Here is a 15,738-nt window from a genome sequence, read left to right as displayed (position 1 = left end):
GCGCGGCGCTGTGCGGCGGCAGCAGCCTGGCTACCGCGCGGTCCTTGAATGCTTGTCCGTATCGAGCCAACTCGTTCTCTGTCATCGTCCCCGGGCCTACGAAATGCGGCGGCCAAGCAGGCTGTGGATTTATGGGCGATGCGCTGCGCGCACCGGCCAGCTTGCCGTGGACAACGCTGTCGCGTTGCCCACCGCGCAGGCCTTCGCCCACAAGCTCCACAGCCTCCCACCACCATCTACATGAACCTGGAACTCAACGAAGACCAAGTTCTATCGGGGTGACAACAATTCTGACGCGGGGGGTGTTCATCGACATCGCGGCGGCCGCGATGTGCAACTTCACCCTCGTCGCGCTGCTGATGGTGCGGTTGGTCAAGCGCCTGCAGGCGATGTCGTTGCGCGATGCGCTGACCGGGCTGCACAACCGCCGCGCGCTCGACGCCGACCTGCAGTGCGAGTCGGGTCGCGCACGCGACGCGGCGGGGCTGCGTTCTCGGTGCTGGCGGTCGACATCGACCACGTCAAGCAGGTCAACGACCGGCACGGCCACCTTGCCGGCGATGCGCTGCTGACGCCGGTCGCGCAGCGTTTGCTCGCCACGGCGCGCGAGGCCGACACCGTCGCGGGCGTCGGGCCACGATCAGCGTCGGGGTCGCGGTCGCGCGCGCCACCCACGGCGACGTGCAGGGCGTCCTGCGTCGGGCCGACGAGTTCGCCCAATGACAACGGCCTTGGCGAGTGCCAAGGCCGTTGTGCGGGTGTGGGGTGGTGGAGACGAGGAGGATCTCCAGCTCCTGCCGCTATCCCAAGAAAATCAAGGACTTAAGTCGGCATCGGCTGCGCTTTGTGCATCGGTATTGTGAACCACTTGCCCCGTTGCGCGAGTCCTTCCGGTTGATGTTCGCGCCGTGCGGCGCCGACGGGAATGCGCGTGGAGTTCTGCGTCCGTTGTGCGCCGCGGCAAGACAACCGCGGCGGCAATTTGTACGATGATCAGATGAGTGACCTCGGCGTGCTCCAGCCTCCCGTCCGCCTGTCGGATCGCCTCGCCGCGGTGCTGCAGGCGGCGATCGAGTGCGGGGAGCTCTCACCGGGCGACGCGCTGCCGACCGAGGCCAAGCTGGTCCAGCAGTACGGTGTTTCGCGTACCGTGGTGCGCGAGGCGATCAGCCGGCTGAAGTCCACGGGTCTGCTGGTGTCGCGGCAAGGCAGTGGCGTCTATGTCGCGCTGGCGGCCGCGAACCGGCCGCTGCTGCTGGATCCCGCGCTGCTGGGCACGTCCGATGCGGTGATCGAGGTGCTCGAGGTGCGCCGCGCGCTCGAGTCCGAGGCCGCCGGTTTGGCGGCCGAGAGGGCCGATGCGGCCACACGCCGGGCGATCCTCGACGCTTGCGAGGCGATCGACGCCGCGGTCGACGCTGGCGGTGACGGCGTGGCCGAGGACGTCGCCTTCCATCGCCGGATCGCCGACGCGAGCGGCAACCCCCAGTTCGGCCGCCTGCTCGGCTTCCTCGATCAGTACGTGCGGGCAGCAGTGGCCGTCACGCGCGCCAACGAAGCCCGGCGCGACGACTTCGCGCAGCAGGTGCGCGACGAGCACCGCGAGCTCGCGCGGGCGATCTTCGAGGGCGACGCCGCTCGAGCCAGAGCGGCGGCGGCCACCCACATGCACAACGCGGCGCGGCGCATCCGCGAAGGCATCCAGGCGCGCCGTGTGCGACCCCGGGCTGCCAGGCGCGCCGCCGCGACCGGCTCGGGGACGAACGCATGACGAACACCGTGGGTGTGATCGGGCTGGGGTCGATGGGGTGGGGCGCGGCCACCTCGGTGTTGCGCAAGGGGCTGGCCACCTGGGGCTTCGACACCCGCGAGGAAGTCCTCGCGCGCTTCGCCGCCGAAGGCGGCCGGATCGCGCGGCGGCCCGCGGATCTGGCCGCTGCCTGCGACGTGGTACTCGTGCTCGTCGTGAACGCGGCCCAGACCGAGCAGGTGCTCTTCGGCGAGGGCGGGCTGGTGCCGGGCATGCGCCCGGGCTCGGTCGTGATCGCGTCGGCCACTGTCGATCCCGCGCTGCCGCCGCAGTGGGCTCAGCGCCTCGCCGAGCACGGCGTGCTGATGATCGACGGCCCGGTGTCGGGTGGCGCATGCAAGGCTGCCGAAGGACAGATGACGGTGATGGGCTCGGGGCCGGCCGAGGCCTTCGACAAGGCCGCCGCGCTGCTCGACGCGATCGCCGGCAAGGTCTATCGCCTGGGCGAAGCGCCGGGCATCGGCTCCACGGTGAAGATGGTCAACCAGCACCTGGCCGGAGTGCACATTGCCGCGGCCTGCGAGGCGATGGCGCTGGGCATCCGTGCGGGCGCCGAGCCGCGTGCGCTCTACGACGTGATCTGCAACTCGGCGGGCATGAGCTGGATGTTCCAGAACCGTGTGCCGCACATCCTCGACGGCGACTACACGCCGCTGTCGGCGGTGAACATCTTCGTGAAGGACCTCGGCATCGTGCTCGATGCAGCGCGCAAGCTCACCTTTCCGCTGCCGCTCGCTTCGGCCGCGCACCAGATGTACCTCGCCACGGCGGCGCTGGGCCACGGCGGCGACGACGATGCGTCGGTCATCAAGATGTTCGCGGCACTGGCCGGCATCGAGCTGCCGGCCGCGGCAGCGTCCGGTGGCGAGGGGGCAGGCCGGTGATCCTGGGCGTCGTCGCCGACGACTTCACCGGCGCCACCGACGCGGCGAGCATGCTGGTGCGCAACGGCATGCGCACCGTGCAGGTGATCGGCGTGCCGCAGGGGCCGGCGCCCGACGCGGATGCGGTGGTGGTGGCGCTGAAGTCGCGCACCGTGCCCGCAGCCGACGCGGTGCGCGCGTCGCTGGCCGCGCTCGACTGGCTGCGTGCCGGCGGCGCGCGGCAGTTCTACTTCAAATACTGCTCCACCTTTGACTCCACGCCGGCCGGAAACATCGGTCCGGTGGCCGACGCGCTGATGCAGCGTCTGGGCACCGACTTCACGATCGCCTGTCCGGCCTTTCCCGAGAATGGCCGCAGCGTCTTTCGCGGACATCTGTTCGTCGGTGACGAGCTGCTGTCGGAATCGGGCATGCGCACCCATCCGCTCACGCCGATGACCGACTCGAACCTGGTCCGCGTGCTGCAGGCGCAGACGCCGTCGAAGGTGGGCCTGGTGCGCTACGACGTGGTCGCCCAGGGTGCTGAGGCGATCCGCGCGCGCTTCGACGCGCTGCGCGCCGAGGGCGCGCGCATCGCGATCGTGGACGCGACGTCCGACACCGACCTGCTCGCGATCGGTGCGGCCTGCGACGGCATGCCGCTGATCACTGCGGGGTCGGGCGTGGCGCTCGGGCTGCCGCGAAACTACCGTGCGCGCGGCTGGCTGCGCCAGCAAGGCGACGCGGCGCGGCTCGATCCGGTGGGGGGCGGCGCCGCGGTGCTGTCGGGCTCGTGCTCGGTGGCCACCAACGGCCAGGTAGCGCGCTGGCTCGCGGGCGGCAGGCCCGGCCTGCGGCTCGATCCGCGCAAGCTCGCTGCCGGGCGCGACCTCGCTGCCGCCGCGCTCGAATGGGCGCGCGCCCGGCTCGCCGAAGGCCAGGCGCCGCTGGTCTACGCAACCGCCGAGCACGACGAGGTGTCGGCGGTTCAGCGCGAGCTGGGCGCCGCGCGCGCCGGGGAGCTGGTTGAGCGGTGCCTGGCGCGCGTCGCGCAGGGGCTGGTCGAGGCGGGTGTGCGGCGGCTGGTGGTTGCGGGCGGGGAGACTTCCGGCGCAGTCGTGCAGGCGCTCGGCGTCGCACAGCTTCGCATCGGCCCGACGATCGCGCCCGGCGTTCCGTGGACGCAGGCCGAGGGGCGTCCCCTGTGGCTCGCGCTGAAGTCGGGCAACTTCGGCGGCCCCGACTTCTTCGCCGACGCGTTCGCGATGTCGGGCGAGGCTGGCGCTGCGGCCGCGTCCTCGACCGCGCGGGGAGCGGGCCGGTGAGCGCCGCGAGCCCCCGCCCGATGAGCCCCGCCGAGCAGCGCGCCCGCGAGCGCCTGTGCGAGATCGGCCGCTCGCTGTACGCGCGCGGCCTCACCGCGGGCAGTTCGGGCAACCTCTCGGTGCAGCTCGACGACGGCTGGCTGTTCACGCCCACCAACGCCTGCCTCGGTGAGCTCGACCCGGCGCGCCTTTCGAAGGTCGGCTTCGACGGGCGGCTGCTCTGCGGCGACGCGCCCACCAAGGAGCAGCCCCTGCACACCGCCGTGTACCAGCGGCGCGGGGCGGCGCGCGCGATCGTTCACTTGCACTCGCACTACGCGGTGGCGGTGTCGGTGCTCGAGGGCATCGATCCGCGCAGCGTGCTGCCCGCGCTCACCGCGTATTACGTGATGAAGGTCGGGCGCCTGCCGCTGGTGCCTTACTTCCGCCCGGGCGATCCGCGCGTGGCCGACGCGATTCGTGAGCTCGCCGGCGAGCACGCGGCGGTGCTGCTCGCCAATCACGGCCCGGTGGTGAGCGGTGACTCGATCGAGGCCGCCGCGTATGCGATGGAGGAGCTCGAGGCCACCGCCCGGCTCTTCCTACAGCTCGACGGCAAGCGCGTGCGGCTGCTCACCGAAGAGCAGATCGACCAGCTGCGCCGCGAGTTCGGCGCGCGCTGGTAGAGGAGTCCTGTCGATGCCCCGCTTCGCAGCCAACCTCTCGATGATGTACGGCGAGCACGAGTTCCTCGACCGCTTCGGTGCGGCGGCCGCCGATGGCTTCACGGGTGTCGAGTTCCTGTTCCCCTACGCGTGGCCGCCCGCCGAGATCGCCGCGCGGCTGAGGGCGAACGGCCTGACGCAGGCGCTGTTCAACATGCCGCCCGGAGACTTCGACGCGGGCGAGCGCGGCCTCGCGGCACTGCCGGGCCGCGAGGCCGAGTTCGAGCAGGGGGTGCGTCGAGCGGGCGCCTACGCGCTCGCCACCTGCTGCACCCGCCTGCACGCGATGGCCGGGATCGCCGCGCCGGGCGCGGACCGCTCCGAGATGCGCGCGACCTACGTGGCGAACCTGCGTCGCGCGGCGCGCATGCTCGCGCCCGACGGCATCACGGTGCTGATCGAGCCGATCAACCATCGCGACATCCCCGGCTATTTCCTCTCCACGCAGGACGATGCGCACTCGATCCGCGAGGAGGTGGGCGAGCCGAACCTGAAGGTGCAGATGGACTTCTACCACTGCCAGATCGTCGAGGGTGATCTGCTGCACCGCTACGAGAAGCATGCAGCCGGCGTCGGGCACATTCAGGTCGCCGGCGTGCCCGAGCGGCACGAGCCCGACGTTGGCGAGGTCAACTACACGTACCTGTTCGAAAAGCTCGACGCGCTGGGCTACCCGGGCTGGATCGGCTGCGAGTATCGTCCTCGCGCCGGCACCTCGGCCGGCCTCGGCTGGTTCGCGCGCTGGAAGGACTCCCAACGATGAAGGTGCTGATCACCGGCGGTGCGGGCTTCCTCGGGGCGCGGCTCGCGCGCACGCTGCTAGCGCGTGGCACGCTGGCCGGCCGCCCGATCGACCGCTTGATTCTCGCCGACCGCGTCGCGCCGGATCGTGCGCTGCTCGCTGACCCGCGGGTGAGCGTGGATGTGGGCGACCTGCTCGAGCGCATTCCCTCGCTCTTGCGCGAGCGACCCGAAGGTGTCTTCCACCTCGCGTCGGCGGTCTCGGGCGAGTGCGAGGCGGACTTCGACCTCGGCATGCGCTCCAACCTCGACACCACACGCGCGCTGCTCGACGCCTGCCGTGCCGCCGGCAACTCGCCGCGGCTCGTCTTCGCGAGTTCGGTCGCGGTGTTCGGCTCGGACCCGGCGATTGCGTTGCCGCCGGTGGTGCGCGACGACACGCTGCCCACGCCGCAGTCGTCGTACGGCATCCAGAAGTTCGTTTGCGAGCAGCTGATCGCCGACTACACGCGCAAGGGCTTCCTCGACGGGCGGGCCGCGCGGCTGATGACCGTGTCGGTGCGGCCGGGCAGGCCGAACGCCGCGGCTTCCGGTTTCCTGTCGGGTGTCATCCGAGAGCCGCTGGCGGGCCTGCCGGCGAATTGTCCGGTGCCCCTCGACACGGCGGTCGCGCTGGCCTCGCCGGCCAGCACGATCGACGGGCTGATCGCCGTGTTCGAGGCGAGCCGCGAGGCCTTCGGCGGGCGCACCGCGATGAACCTGCCCGCGCTCACCGTCACCGTGCGCCAGATGATCGAGGCGTTGCGCGAGGTGGGTGGCGAGGCGGCGGTGTCGAAGCTGACGTTCGAGCCGGATGCGGACGTCGCGCGCATCGTCGGCGGCTGGCCCTCGCGCTTCGAGACGCGGCGCGCGTGCGCGCTGGGCCTGAAGGCCGACGAGAGCTTCGTTGCGATCGTGCACCAGTACGTTCGCGACAACCCGGAGGCGGTGACCGTTCCCGTCGTTCAAGCCCAGACGCGCCATCCGCGTTGAGGGCATCCCAACCCAAGGAGGTAGACAGCATGAAGACCACTCTCACCCGCATCGCACTGGCCGTCGCGGCCACCGTCGCCACGATCGGCGCCGCGCAGGCGCAGACCGTGCTGAAGATCGGCTACGCCACCTCGAAGGAGTCGCACTACGGCGTCGGCTCCACTGTGTTCTGCGACGAGATGGAGAAGGGCACGCAGGGTCGCTACAAGTGCCAGCAATTCCCGAGCTCGGCGCTCGGCGGCGAGCGCGAGATGATCGAGGCCGTGCAGCTCGGCACGCTCGACCTGGTCAACACCTCCACGGGGCCGCTCGGCAACTTCGTGCCCGAGGTGAAGATCGTCGACATTCCCTTCCTGTTCCGCGGCTACGACCACGCGCGCAAGACCCTCGACGGCCCGATCGGAGAGGACCTGCTCGCCAAGATGCGGGCCAAGAACCTGATCGGCCTGGCATGGACCGAGAACGGCTTTCGGCACATGACCAACAACAAGCGGCCGATCGTCAAGGCCGAAGACGCGAAGGGCCTGAAGATGCGCACCATGGAGAACAAGGTGCACATGGACGGGTACAAGACCTTCGGCATCCTGCCCACGCCGATGCCCTTCCCCGAGCTGTTCACCGCCTTGCAGCAGGGCACGGTCGATGGCCAGGAGAACCCGATCCCGGTGATCCTCTCGGCGAAGTTCGCCCAGGTCCAGAAGCATCTGTCGCTCACCGGCCACGTGTACTCGCCCGCGGTGATCATCCTGTCGCCGGCGGTGTGGAACAAGCTGTCGGACGCCGACAAGAAGGTCTTCGTCGAGGCCGCACGCAAGGGCGCCGCTGCGCAGCGCAAGAAGGTCAACGACGACGAGGCCAACGGCATCGCACAGCTTCGCAAGGACGGCATGCAGGTCGTCGAGAAGGTGGATGGCGAGAGCTTCCGCAAGGCGGTCGCGACCGTGTTCCCCGAGTACGCGAAGGAGTTCGGTGCGGATCGCATCGCTGCGATCCAGGCGGTCAAGTAAGCCCAGGTGTCGCCCGCGGCCGCCCTGCGCGGCCGCGGCCTGCCGACCCCTCGTTGCTGCACGTGCGGGAGTTGCCGTGAGATCCCTGATCCTCTCCCTCGACCGCCGCCTCAGCGGGCTGGCGCTGCTGCTCGCCGCGCTGCTGCTGGCACTGGTGGCCGCGCTCGGCCTGTGGCAGGTGGTCAGCCGTTTCCTGCTCGAGGAACCGTCCACCTGGACCGAAGAGGCGATGCGCCGGCTGCTGATCTGGATGGTGATGCTGGGCACCGCAGCCGCGTTCAGGCGAGGCGCGCTCGTGTCGGTGGACCTGATGCTCAGGCTTTCGCGTGGCGCGTGGCTGCGCTACGTGCGCCTGGGGATCGCCGGCGTGTCGCTCGCCTATCTGACCGTGATCGCCTGGTATGGCATCGACCTGGCCTGGCGCGTGCGCTTCCAGACCTTCGCCAGCATCGACATGTCGATGGGCTGGGCCTACCTCGCGCTGCCCGTGGGCGCGCTGCTCTCGATGCTCGCCGTGACCGCGAACTTCCTCGATCCGAGGAACGAAGAACTCGGCACCGCACAGTGAGCGCTTGGCGTCGCGGCCGCACGGCCGCGGCGGGCGCGCGCCAACCAATCCGACGACGGCAACGCGATGTCCTCCACCTTGCTCTTCACGATGCTGCTGTGCTTCGCCTTCAGCATCTCGATCGCCGTCTCGATCGGCAGCTCTGCGATTCTGGGCTTGGCGCTCTTCGATCCGTCGCGGCTGATCATCGCGCCCAAGGAGATGTTCACCGCGATCGACAAGTTCCCCCTCGCGGCCATCCCCTTCTTCATCCTCGCCGGAAACCTGATGGAGGCCAGCGGCATCTCGCGGCGGCTGGTCGAGTTTGCGAAGTCGCTGGTGGGCGGCGTGCAGGGGGGACTGCCGATGACCACCGTGCTGACCTGCATGATCTTCGCTGCGGTGTCGGGCTCGTCGGTGGCGACGACCTTCGCGATCGGCGCAATCCTCATCCCGGCGCTGATCCGCCACGGCTACCCCACCAGCTACGCGGCCGCGCTGCAGGCCACTTCGGCCGAACTCGGCGTGGTGATTCCGCCTTCGATCCCGATGATCCTGTTCGGCGTGGCGGCCGAGGTATCGATCGGTGATCTGTTCCTCGCCGGCATCGGCCCCGGCATCCTGATCGGCGTGACGCTGATGCTCTTCGTGCACGTCTACTGCCGCATCAAGGGCTGGGGCAAGCAGGACGGTGATGGGCGGCTGCCGGTGCTGCGTGCGACGATGGACGCGGGCTGGGCGCTGCTGATGCCCTTCATCATCCTTGGGGGCATCTACGGCGGGGTATTCACGCCGACAGAGGCCTCGGTCGTCGCAGTGTTCTACGCGCTGCTGGTCGGGCTGGTGATCCACCGCGAACTCGGGCTGCGGGACCTGCTGCCCATCCTCAAGAAGTCGGTGCTTTCGAGTGCGGTGATCATGTTCATCATCGCCAACGCCGGCCTGTTCGCGCTGATCATCACGCGCGAGGGCGTTCCCGAGGCGATCGGCCGGTGGCTGGCGCATGCGCTCGATTCGCCGGCCTGGTTCCTGCTCGGCATCAACGCGGCGCTGTTCGTGATCGGGATGTTCATCGAGACGTCGGCCGCCATCATCGTGCTCGCGCCGATCCTGGTTCCCGTGGCCGTGCACTTCGGCATCGACCCCGTCCACTTCGGGATCATCATGGTGGTGAACCTGGCGCTGGGCATGATCACGCCGCCGTTCGGCGTCAATCTGTTCGCCGCGTGTACGGTGGCGCAGATCCCGCTCGAGCGCATCGTCACGCACCTGGGGCCCTTCGTGCTCGTGGTGCTCGGCTGCCTGGCGGTCATCGCCTACGTTCCGCCCCTGTCGCTCGGGATCCGCGACGCGATACGCGCCGCGCCGGCGGAGGTCGCGCCGGTGGTCGCCCCGTCCGGCGCTCCCGCGCAGGCTGGGCGGTCGTCGCCCGTGCTCCCGGGCGGCGCGCCCGCGATCGGCCCGGCCGCCACCGATGCGTCCGCGCCGATCGGGCCGGCGGCCACGGACGCGTCGCCGCCGATCGGCCCGGCCGCCACCGACTCGTCGCCTCCAATCGGTCCGGCGCCGACGAACGCAGCCCCGCCGACCGGTCCGGCCGCGACCGACGCGTCGCCGCCGATCGGCCCGGCGGCCACCGACCCATCCCCACCCGCCGGCGCGCGTCAGTGACACCCACGGCACGGAGCACGAGATGAACGCACGCTACGACCAAGGCTTCCACTGGATCGGCAACCGCTGGGTGCCCGGGGCAGGGGAGCATACCCTGCCGATGATCGATCCTTCCGACGGCCAGCCCTTCGCTGCGATCGCGCGCGGCGACGCCCGCGACGTGGATGCGGCGGTGGCCGCCGCGCGGGAGGCCTTCGAGGGGGAGTGGGGCCGCGCGAGCGCGCTGGAGCGCGGTCGCGTGCTGATGCGCGTGGCCGCGAGCATCCAGGAGCACGCGGACGAACTGGCGGCGATCGAATCGCGCGACTGCGGCAAGCCGCTCGGCCAGGCGCGCAGCGACGCGCTCGCCTGCGCACGCTACTTCGAGTTCTACGGCGGCCTCGCCGACAAGGTGGGCGGCTACACGATCCCCTTCCAGGCGGGCTACACGGTGTTCGCCGAGCGCGAGCCGCACGGCGTCACCGGGCACATCGTGCCCTGGAACTACCCGATGCAGATCTTCGGGCGCACGGTGGCCGCGGCGCTGGCCGCCGGCAACGCGTGCGTGGTGAAGCCGGGCGAGGACGCCTGCCTGTCGCTGCTGCGGGTGGCCGAGCTCGCGGCCGGCTGCGGGCTTCCCGCCGGCGCCCTGAACCTGGTCACCGGCCTGGGCTCCGAGGCGGGCAGCGCGCTCACCGCCCACCCCGGCATCGACCACTACTCGTTCACCGGCTCGCCCGAGACCGGCACGCGCGTCGCGCAAGCGGCCGCCGAGCGCCACGTGCCGGTCACCCTGGAGCTGGGCGGCAAGTCGCCGCAGATCGTGTTCGCCGATGCCGACCTCGACGCCGCGCTGCCCTCGTTGGTCAACGCGATCGTGCAGAACGCCGGGCAGACCTGCTCGGCCGGCAGCCGCCTGCTCGTCGAGCGCTCCATCTACGAGCCACTGCTCGCGCGGCTGGGCAAGGCCTTCGATGCGGTGCGCGTGGGGCCCGGCGCGGCGAATCTCGCGTGCGGCCCGCTGATCCGCAGGAGCCAGCTCGAGCGCGTCGCGCGATTCGTCGAGATGGCCGAGAGTGACGGCCTGCGCGTGGTCGGCCGGGGCAGCATCGCGCCCGACGCGCCCGCTGGAGGCTTCTACCTCGCTCCGGTGCTCTTCGCGGATGTGCCGGCCGACCATCCGATCGCTCAGCAGGAGATCTTCGGCCCGGTGCTTGCCGCCATGTCCTTCGACGGCGAGGACGAGGCGGTGCGGCTGGCGAACGCCACGCGCTACGGCCTGGTCGCCGGCGTGTGGACCCGCGACGGTGCGCGCCAGATGCGGATGGCCAGGAGGCTGCGGGCCGGGCAGGTGTTCATCAACAACTACGGCGCGGCGGGTGGCGTCGAGCTGCCCTTCGGCGGCGTGAAGTCCAGCGGCCATGGCCGCGAGAAGGGCATCGAGGGGCTGCTGTCCTTCACGACCATCAAGACCGTGGCCGTGCGCCACGGATGACATCAGAGCCAAGAGAGGAGGAGTGAACGATGAGGCTGGCGGGCAAGATCGCGATCGTGACCGGCGCGGGTTCGGGCTTTGGCGAGGGCATCGCCAAGCGCTACGCGCAGGAAGGCTGCAAGGTGGTCGTCAACGACCTTCGGCCCGAGGGGGGTGAACGGGTGACCGCCCAGATCCGCGCGGCCGGCGGCGAGGCGGTCTTCGTGCAGGGAGACGTCTCGAAGGACGCGGACGTCGCCCGCCTGGTGCAGTCCGCGCTCGACGCCTACGGCGGGCTGACCACCGTGGTCAACAACGCCGGCACCACGCACCGCAACCGGCCGATGCTGGAGGTGGGCGAGGACGAATTCGACCGCATCTACGCGGTCAACGTCAAGAGCCTGTACCTCACCGCGAAGCACGCGGTGCCGGTGTTCCGCAAGGCCGGTGGCGGCTGCTTCATCACGATCGCCTCCACCGCGGGCGTGCGCCCGCGCCCGGGCTTGACTTGGTACAACGGCAGCAAGGGCGCCGCGATCGTCACCAGCCGCTCGATGGCCGCCGAGCTCGGCCCGGAGCGCATCCGCGTGAACGTGATCAACCCGGTGGCCGGGGAGACTGGGCTGCTCGCCGAATTCATGGGCGAGGACACGCCCGAGCGCCGCGCGAAGTTCATCGCGACCATCCCGCTGGGCCGGCTGTCTCGACCGCTCGACATCGCCAACGCGGCGCTCTTCCTCGCGTCCGACGAGGCGGAGTTCATTTCCGGGGTGTGCCTCGAGGTGGACGGCGCGCGCTGCGTCTGAGTAACCGTGTTCTTCGTCAAGTCCCCCGTGGCTGAGGAACGCCGAGTTGCTGGCGTGAGCACGGGTTGCCCACAAGCAAGTCCGGTGGACAACCCTGCGCTTTGGCGGTCCGGGTGGGTTCAGGTCTTGGCGGCGGATCGATGATCGGCGTGCCAGACGGTGCGCGTGCGGACCATGGCTTTCAGCGTGGTCAGCAGCTTGCGCATGCAAGCGACCAAGGCGATCTTGGGGCATTTGCCGGCGGCGATCAGTCGCTCGTAGAAGGCCTTGATGACGGGGTTGCGGCGGCTGGCGGTCAGTGCGGCCATGTACAGCACGCGGCGCACGTCGAAGCGCCCGCCCTGGATGCGTCGTCGGCCCTTGCTGGAGCCGGAGTCGTTGGCCATCGGGGCGAGGCCCGCCAGCGCGGCGATCTCGCGCCGGTTCAGCCGGCCGAGCTCGGGCAGCTCGGCGATCAGCGTGGCGCTGGCCACCGGGCCGATGCCGCTGGCCGACTGCAGCAACCGGTCGAGTTCGGTGAAGTGCTCGCGCACGTGGCCGACCATCTTGAACCGCCCCGGGAATTGAGGAGGCTCCTTCGTTTGAGAAGATGGAGCCATCATGAGGAAGTCCCCGAAGTTTTCCCCGGAGGTCGTCGAGCGTGCGGTGCGCATGGTGTTCGAGGCCAAGGACCAGTACCCGTCGCAGTGGGCAGCCATCGAGTCCATCGCGGGCAAGATCGGCTGCACCGCCGAGACGCTGCGCCGCTGGGTGCGCCAGGCCGAGCGTGACCAGGGCCTGCGCGAAGGACCGACGACGGCCGAGCAGCAGCGCGTCAAGGAGTTCGAGCGCGAGGTGCGCGAGCTGCGCCGGGCCAACGAGATCCTGAAGCTGGCCAGCGCGTTTTTCGCCCTGGCGGAGCTCGACCGCCGCCTCAAGTCGTGAGCGAGTTCGTCGAACAGTACCGCGAGCGCTTCGGGGTCGAGCCGATCTGCAAGGCGTTGCAGGTCGCCCCGGCGGCGGTACGCAAGCGGCTGGCTCGACGGTAGGAGCCGGAGCTGCGCTCGGCGCGCGAGCGACGCGACGCCGATCGCAGCGCGGGGTCACGCCGTCGGCCCAGACTGCTTGTCAGACTTACCCTGCATGCGCTTGCGGCGCAGGAAGGTCGGCAACTGCGCCTCGTCGTCGACCGAGAACTGCAAGCCCTCTTCCCGCAGCGCGAGCCGGTCGCGCAGCCGGGTCGACGAGTACATCATCTCCTTCATCGCGCGCTCGATCTCGCGCGTCTCGGCGATGGAGCGCATCGCGGCGAGGACCGACGCCACCCACTCGTTGCCGGCGAACTGGCGGCTGGCTTCCTCGAGCATGCGGTCGACTTCTTTCCAGCGGCCGCGGGCGGCTGCGGCGCGGATGCGGGTCAGTGCGTCCGCCGCGGCCAGCTCGATGAGCCGGCGCGTGACGAGCTCGTCGTCGGCCAGCGCGTTGAAGCTGCCGGCGCTGAGCACCGGCACCGACAGGCCGGTGCGCTCGAGCTGCACCGCTTCGCCGTCCGGCGTGCGCCCCGACACCGACACACGCACGAGCGTGGCCGCCGTCCCGACCGGTGGCAGCGACGTGACCGGCACCTTCAGCCGCAGCACGGCCCACGCCTCGGCGCCCCAGGCGAAGTCGGGCAAGTGCCACTGGCCCTCGGTGCGCGGCAGGTCGTTGACCACCTGCACCTCGACCCCGTCCGGTGCCTGCACCGCCAGGCGCAGCTCGCGCAGGCACAGGTTGCCCAGCAGCTCGAGTTCGCGCTCGAAGGGCTCCATCAGGTCGGCCGCGGTGTCGCCGTAGTAGCTGCTGCCGCCGCCGGCGCGCGCCATCGCGATCATCAGCTCCTCGTTGAACTGATGCCCGAGCCCGTAGGTGCTCGTCGTGATGCCGCGGCTGGCCCACTGCGCGCACTGCGCGGCGATCTTGGCGGGGTCGGTCAGGCCCTGGTTGGCCTGCCCGTCGGACAGCAGGATCACGCGCTTCAGGCCATGGCCTGCCACGGTGCCGAGGCTCTCGGCGCCGTCGAGCCAGCCGCCGTGCAGGTTGGTGCTGCCGCCCTCGGTGATGGCCTCGACGGCGGCGCGCTGCACGCTGCCGTCGCCCAGCGGCTGCGCCGGCCACAGCCGCCGCACGCGGTCGTCGAACTGCACGAGCGACAGCGTGTCGGTCGGCCGCAGGCGGGAGATCACGTATTCGGCGCAGCGCTTGGCCTCGGCCAGCGGCTGCCCGGCCATCGAGCCCGAGCGGTCGATCACGAGCGCAATCGCCTGCGGCGGACGCTGCGCGGCGTGCCCGGCTGGCGCGTCGGGGGCCTGCACGCGCAGCAGCACTTCGACGACGTTGTCGCGGCCGTCGACGACGCCGGCGCGGCGCGGGGTCAGCACGACGGTGGTGGAAAGGCAGAGGTACTCGTCCATGACGTCTCCAGCAGAACGGGGGGGCACTCGAGGATCGCAGGCGACTGGCTCAACGAGCGAGCCAGCGGGGCAGCTCGGTGCGGGCCGGTGTCGGCGGCAAAGCGGTCACCTCGTGCACCGCCGCGGGCGCGGGCAGCTGCTGCCGCATCGGCTCGGGCGAGTCTGCGGCCGCCCGCCCATTCGTCTCCAGCGCCCAGCCGTCGGTGGCTACCTCGAAGCTCAGGCAGCGCAGTTCGCTGCCTGCCAGGCGCCGCTGCACGGCGAGCTCGACGATGCGCTCGCACTGCGCGGGCGTCAGCCGCAGCGCCACGCGCTGCCAGCGGCGCAGCACCAGCGGCCGCGCCCAGGCTGCCTCCATCGCCCGGCGCAGCGCGGCGGCGTCGGCCGCGGGGCCGGCGGCGATGCGGCGGGCGAGCAGGGTGGTCAGCAGGTTGTGCAGCGCCAGCCGCACGCCTTCGGGGAACAGCGCCACCACCTGGTCCACGCGCGGCAGCCGACCCGGGTAGCAGAAGCGCAGCGTGAGCACGACCTGCAGCGCCTGCACCGGGTTGAGCACGCGCAGCCGCGGCGGCGGCAGCACCAGCAGCGGCAGGCTGGCGGCCTCGGCGTGCGTGAGCGGCGTGCACAGGCTCATCAGCGACGCCAGGCGCGCCCACTGCCCGGCGCTCAGCCCGTCGATCGTGCCGAGCCGCCCCGCCTCGATCTGGCGTGCGAAGCAGGCCGCGTCGCGCCAGTCGTAGAGCGACTTCGCGCGGTTGGCGCGCACGCTCATCACGGCGAGGTTGCCCGCGGCGTAGCCAGCGTCGTTGTTCACCCGGTCCACCGAAGCGTCGCTCGGCAGCCCGGTGCCGTGGGTGAGCGCCTCGCCGGTGATCGGGCACACCGGCACGTCGATCGCTTTCAGGAAGTGCGGCGTGACGGCCACCGTATCGAACGCCTTGCCGCGCAGCCACGCGTTCAGGCGCAGCTGCAGCCACTTGCGCACATGCGGGGTGGCGCGCAGCGTGCGCGCGCCGAAGACGGCCTGCCCGGCCTCCCAGCCCTGGCGCATCGGGTGGCCCTCGTGCAGGTGGTCCGCCGGCGGCACGAGGCGGTAGTGCGCGTGGTCCCAGCCGATCTCGAAGGCGGTGCGGTCGGCCGGGGAGGGGGTGTCGAGCACGAGGGTGCTGCGGGCGAGGGTGTGGGCGTCGGACATGGGGGTTCTCCTGCGCGTTCGACGGGCACCGCGCCCATCGTGACCGCCAGCGTGCATCCCCAATGGCTCAGGGCGTGAGCCACCTGGCGCGCTTCCATCCGGGCAAACCCGGGCGGCGCGCCGCGGCTGCCGCCGCCGTTCGGTGCGCGGGC

At 71.0% G+C, this 15,738-nt stretch carries 14 protein-coding genes, 3 pseudogenes and 1 other annotated feature; of the genes and pseudogenes, 14 read left to right on the top strand and 3 right to left on the bottom strand.

Translation table 11 applies throughout. From position 1 onward, the window contains the following. The 13 genes and pseudogenes from DRV96_RS18600 to DRV96_RS14290 all read left to right on the top strand — a co-directional run. The coding region (locus DRV96_RS18600; RefSeq protein ID WP_235823418.1) for a GGDEF domain-containing protein at nucleotides 1–572 on the top strand (572 nt) is incomplete at its 5' end. Further along, complete coding sequence (locus tag DRV96_RS14345) at nucleotides 497–826, top strand: diguanylate cyclase (RefSeq protein ID WP_235823414.1); 330 nt, start codon at nucleotides 497–499, stop codon at nucleotides 824–826. The genes DRV96_RS18600 and DRV96_RS14345, both read left to right, overlap by 76 nt. A 171-nt stretch (nucleotides 827–997) precedes the next feature. Further along, nucleotides 998–1,771, top strand: a complete 774-nt coding sequence (locus tag DRV96_RS14340) for a FadR/GntR family transcriptional regulator (RefSeq protein WP_119292318.1) — start codon at nucleotides 998–1,000, stop codon at nucleotides 1,769–1,771. After that, nucleotides 1,768–2,694, top strand: a complete 927-nt coding sequence (gene ltnD, locus DRV96_RS14335; RefSeq protein ID WP_119292316.1) for an L-threonate dehydrogenase — start codon at nucleotides 1,768–1,770, stop codon at nucleotides 2,692–2,694. The genes DRV96_RS14340 and ltnD overlap by 4 nt, the downstream gene beginning before the upstream one ends. Continuing rightward, nucleotides 2,691–3,998, top strand: a complete 1,308-nt coding sequence (gene otnK, locus DRV96_RS14330) for a 3-oxo-tetronate kinase (RefSeq protein WP_119292314.1) — start codon at nucleotides 2,691–2,693, stop codon at nucleotides 3,996–3,998. The genes ltnD and otnK overlap by 4 nt, the downstream gene beginning before the upstream one ends. Before the next feature lie 20 nt (nucleotides 3,999–4,018). Next, nucleotides 4,019–4,663 (top strand): 3-oxo-tetronate 4-phosphate decarboxylase, encoded by a 645-nt coding sequence (otnC, locus tag DRV96_RS14325; protein ID WP_119292322.1) that lies wholly within the window; start codon nucleotides 4,019–4,021, stop codon nucleotides 4,661–4,663. 13 nt (nucleotides 4,664–4,676) lie between these two features. Further along, the gene (gene otnI / locus DRV96_RS14320; RefSeq protein ID WP_119292312.1) at nucleotides 4,677–5,465 is read left to right on the top strand and encodes a 2-oxo-tetronate isomerase; all 789 of its coding nucleotides are present in this window, start codon (nucleotides 4,677–4,679) and stop codon (nucleotides 5,463–5,465) included. Beyond that, entirely contained in the window at nucleotides 5,462–6,475 is a 1,014-nt protein-coding gene (denD, locus tag DRV96_RS14315; protein WP_119292309.1) for a D-erythronate dehydrogenase, read from the top strand. Before otnI ends, denD begins: the two co-directional genes overlap by 4 nt. Before the next feature lie 29 nt (nucleotides 6,476–6,504). Then, nucleotides 6,505–7,482: a TRAP transporter substrate-binding protein gene (locus DRV96_RS14310; RefSeq protein WP_119292307.1), complete on the top strand. Its 978-nt coding sequence runs from the start codon at nucleotides 6,505–6,507 to the stop codon at nucleotides 7,480–7,482. Nucleotides 7,483–7,558: 76 nt separating this feature from the next. Beyond that, nucleotides 7,559–8,050, top strand: a complete 492-nt coding sequence (locus DRV96_RS14305) for a TRAP transporter small permease (protein WP_235823412.1) — start codon at nucleotides 7,559–7,561, stop codon at nucleotides 8,048–8,050. Between the two features lie 66 nt (nucleotides 8,051–8,116). Then, nucleotides 8,117–9,391, top strand: a pseudogene (locus DRV96_RS14300) (TRAP transporter large permease); the annotation flags it as partial. A gap of 331 nt (nucleotides 9,392–9,722) precedes the next feature. Beyond that, nucleotides 9,723–11,174, top strand: coding sequence for an aldehyde dehydrogenase family protein (locus DRV96_RS14295; protein ID WP_119292303.1), 1,452 nt, complete (start codon nucleotides 9,723–9,725; stop codon nucleotides 11,172–11,174). Between the two features lie 29 nt (nucleotides 11,175–11,203). Beyond that, a complete protein-coding gene (locus tag DRV96_RS14290; RefSeq protein WP_119292302.1) occupies nucleotides 11,204–11,959 on the top strand; it encodes an SDR family oxidoreductase in 756 nt (251 codons plus the stop codon). Between the two features lie 119 nt (nucleotides 11,960–12,078). Here DRV96_RS14290 and DRV96_RS14285 read toward each other — a convergent pair. Further along, nucleotides 12,079–12,507, bottom strand: a pseudogene (locus DRV96_RS14285) (transposase); the annotation flags it as partial. 52 nt (nucleotides 12,508–12,559) lie between these two features. On the opposite strand from DRV96_RS14285, the pseudogene DRV96_RS14280 reads away from it, so the two are divergent. Then, a pseudogene (locus DRV96_RS14280) lies at nucleotides 12,560–12,984 on the top strand (transposase); the annotation flags it as partial. Further along, nucleotides 12,838–12,954: a sequence feature (AL1L pseudoknot), on the top strand. Its footprint overlaps the pseudogene before it by 117 nt. Nucleotides 12,985–13,041: 57 nt before the next feature. Here the strand turns inward: DRV96_RS14280 and DRV96_RS14275 are convergent. Beyond that, entirely contained in the window at nucleotides 13,042–14,391 is a 1,350-nt protein-coding gene (locus DRV96_RS14275; RefSeq protein ID WP_119292298.1) for a vWA domain-containing protein, read from the bottom strand. Between the two features lie 49 nt (nucleotides 14,392–14,440). Continuing rightward, nucleotides 14,441–15,586 (bottom strand): hypothetical protein, encoded by a 1,146-nt coding sequence (locus DRV96_RS14270; protein ID WP_119292295.1) that lies wholly within the window; start codon nucleotides 15,584–15,586, stop codon nucleotides 14,441–14,443. Nucleotides 15,587–15,738: the final 152 nt, after the last annotated feature.

This window comes from Azohydromonas sediminis (genome assembly GCF_003574675.1).
Lineage (GTDB): Bacteria > Pseudomonadota > Gammaproteobacteria > Burkholderiales > Burkholderiaceae_C > Calidifontimicrobium > Calidifontimicrobium sediminis.
Note: the sequence above shows the minus strand (reverse complement) of the source record. Positions and strands in the feature narration are given on the sequence as shown.

Excerpts from the sequence above, each read along its gene's own strand:
- ltnD (WP_119292316.1), top strand. The coding sequence starts at position 1,768 with ATGACGAACACCGTGGGTGTGATCGGGCTGGGGTCGATGGGGTGGGGC.
- DRV96_RS14290 (WP_119292302.1), top strand. The coding sequence starts at position 11,204 with ATGAGGCTGGCGGGCAAGATCGCGATCGTGACCGGCGCGGGTTCGGGC.
- DRV96_RS14275 (WP_119292298.1), bottom strand. The coding sequence starts at position 14,391 with ATGGACGAGTACCTCTGCCTTTCCACCACCGTCGTGCTGACCCCGCGC.
- DRV96_RS14340 (WP_119292318.1), top strand. The coding sequence starts at position 998 with ATGAGTGACCTCGGCGTGCTCCAGCCTCCCGTCCGCCTGTCGGATCGC.
- otnI (WP_119292312.1), top strand. The coding sequence starts at position 4,677 with ATGCCCCGCTTCGCAGCCAACCTCTCGATGATGTACGGCGAGCACGAG.
- DRV96_RS14310 (WP_119292307.1), top strand. The coding sequence starts at position 6,505 with ATGAAGACCACTCTCACCCGCATCGCACTGGCCGTCGCGGCCACCGTC.
- DRV96_RS14295 (WP_119292303.1), top strand. The coding sequence starts at position 9,723 with ATGAACGCACGCTACGACCAAGGCTTCCACTGGATCGGCAACCGCTGG.
- otnC (WP_119292322.1), top strand. The coding sequence starts at position 4,019 with ATGAGCCCCGCCGAGCAGCGCGCCCGCGAGCGCCTGTGCGAGATCGGC.
- denD (WP_119292309.1), top strand. The coding sequence starts at position 5,462 with ATGAAGGTGCTGATCACCGGCGGTGCGGGCTTCCTCGGGGCGCGGCTC.
- DRV96_RS14270 (WP_119292295.1), bottom strand. The coding sequence starts at position 15,586 with ATGTCCGACGCCCACACCCTCGCCCGCAGCACCCTCGTGCTCGACACC.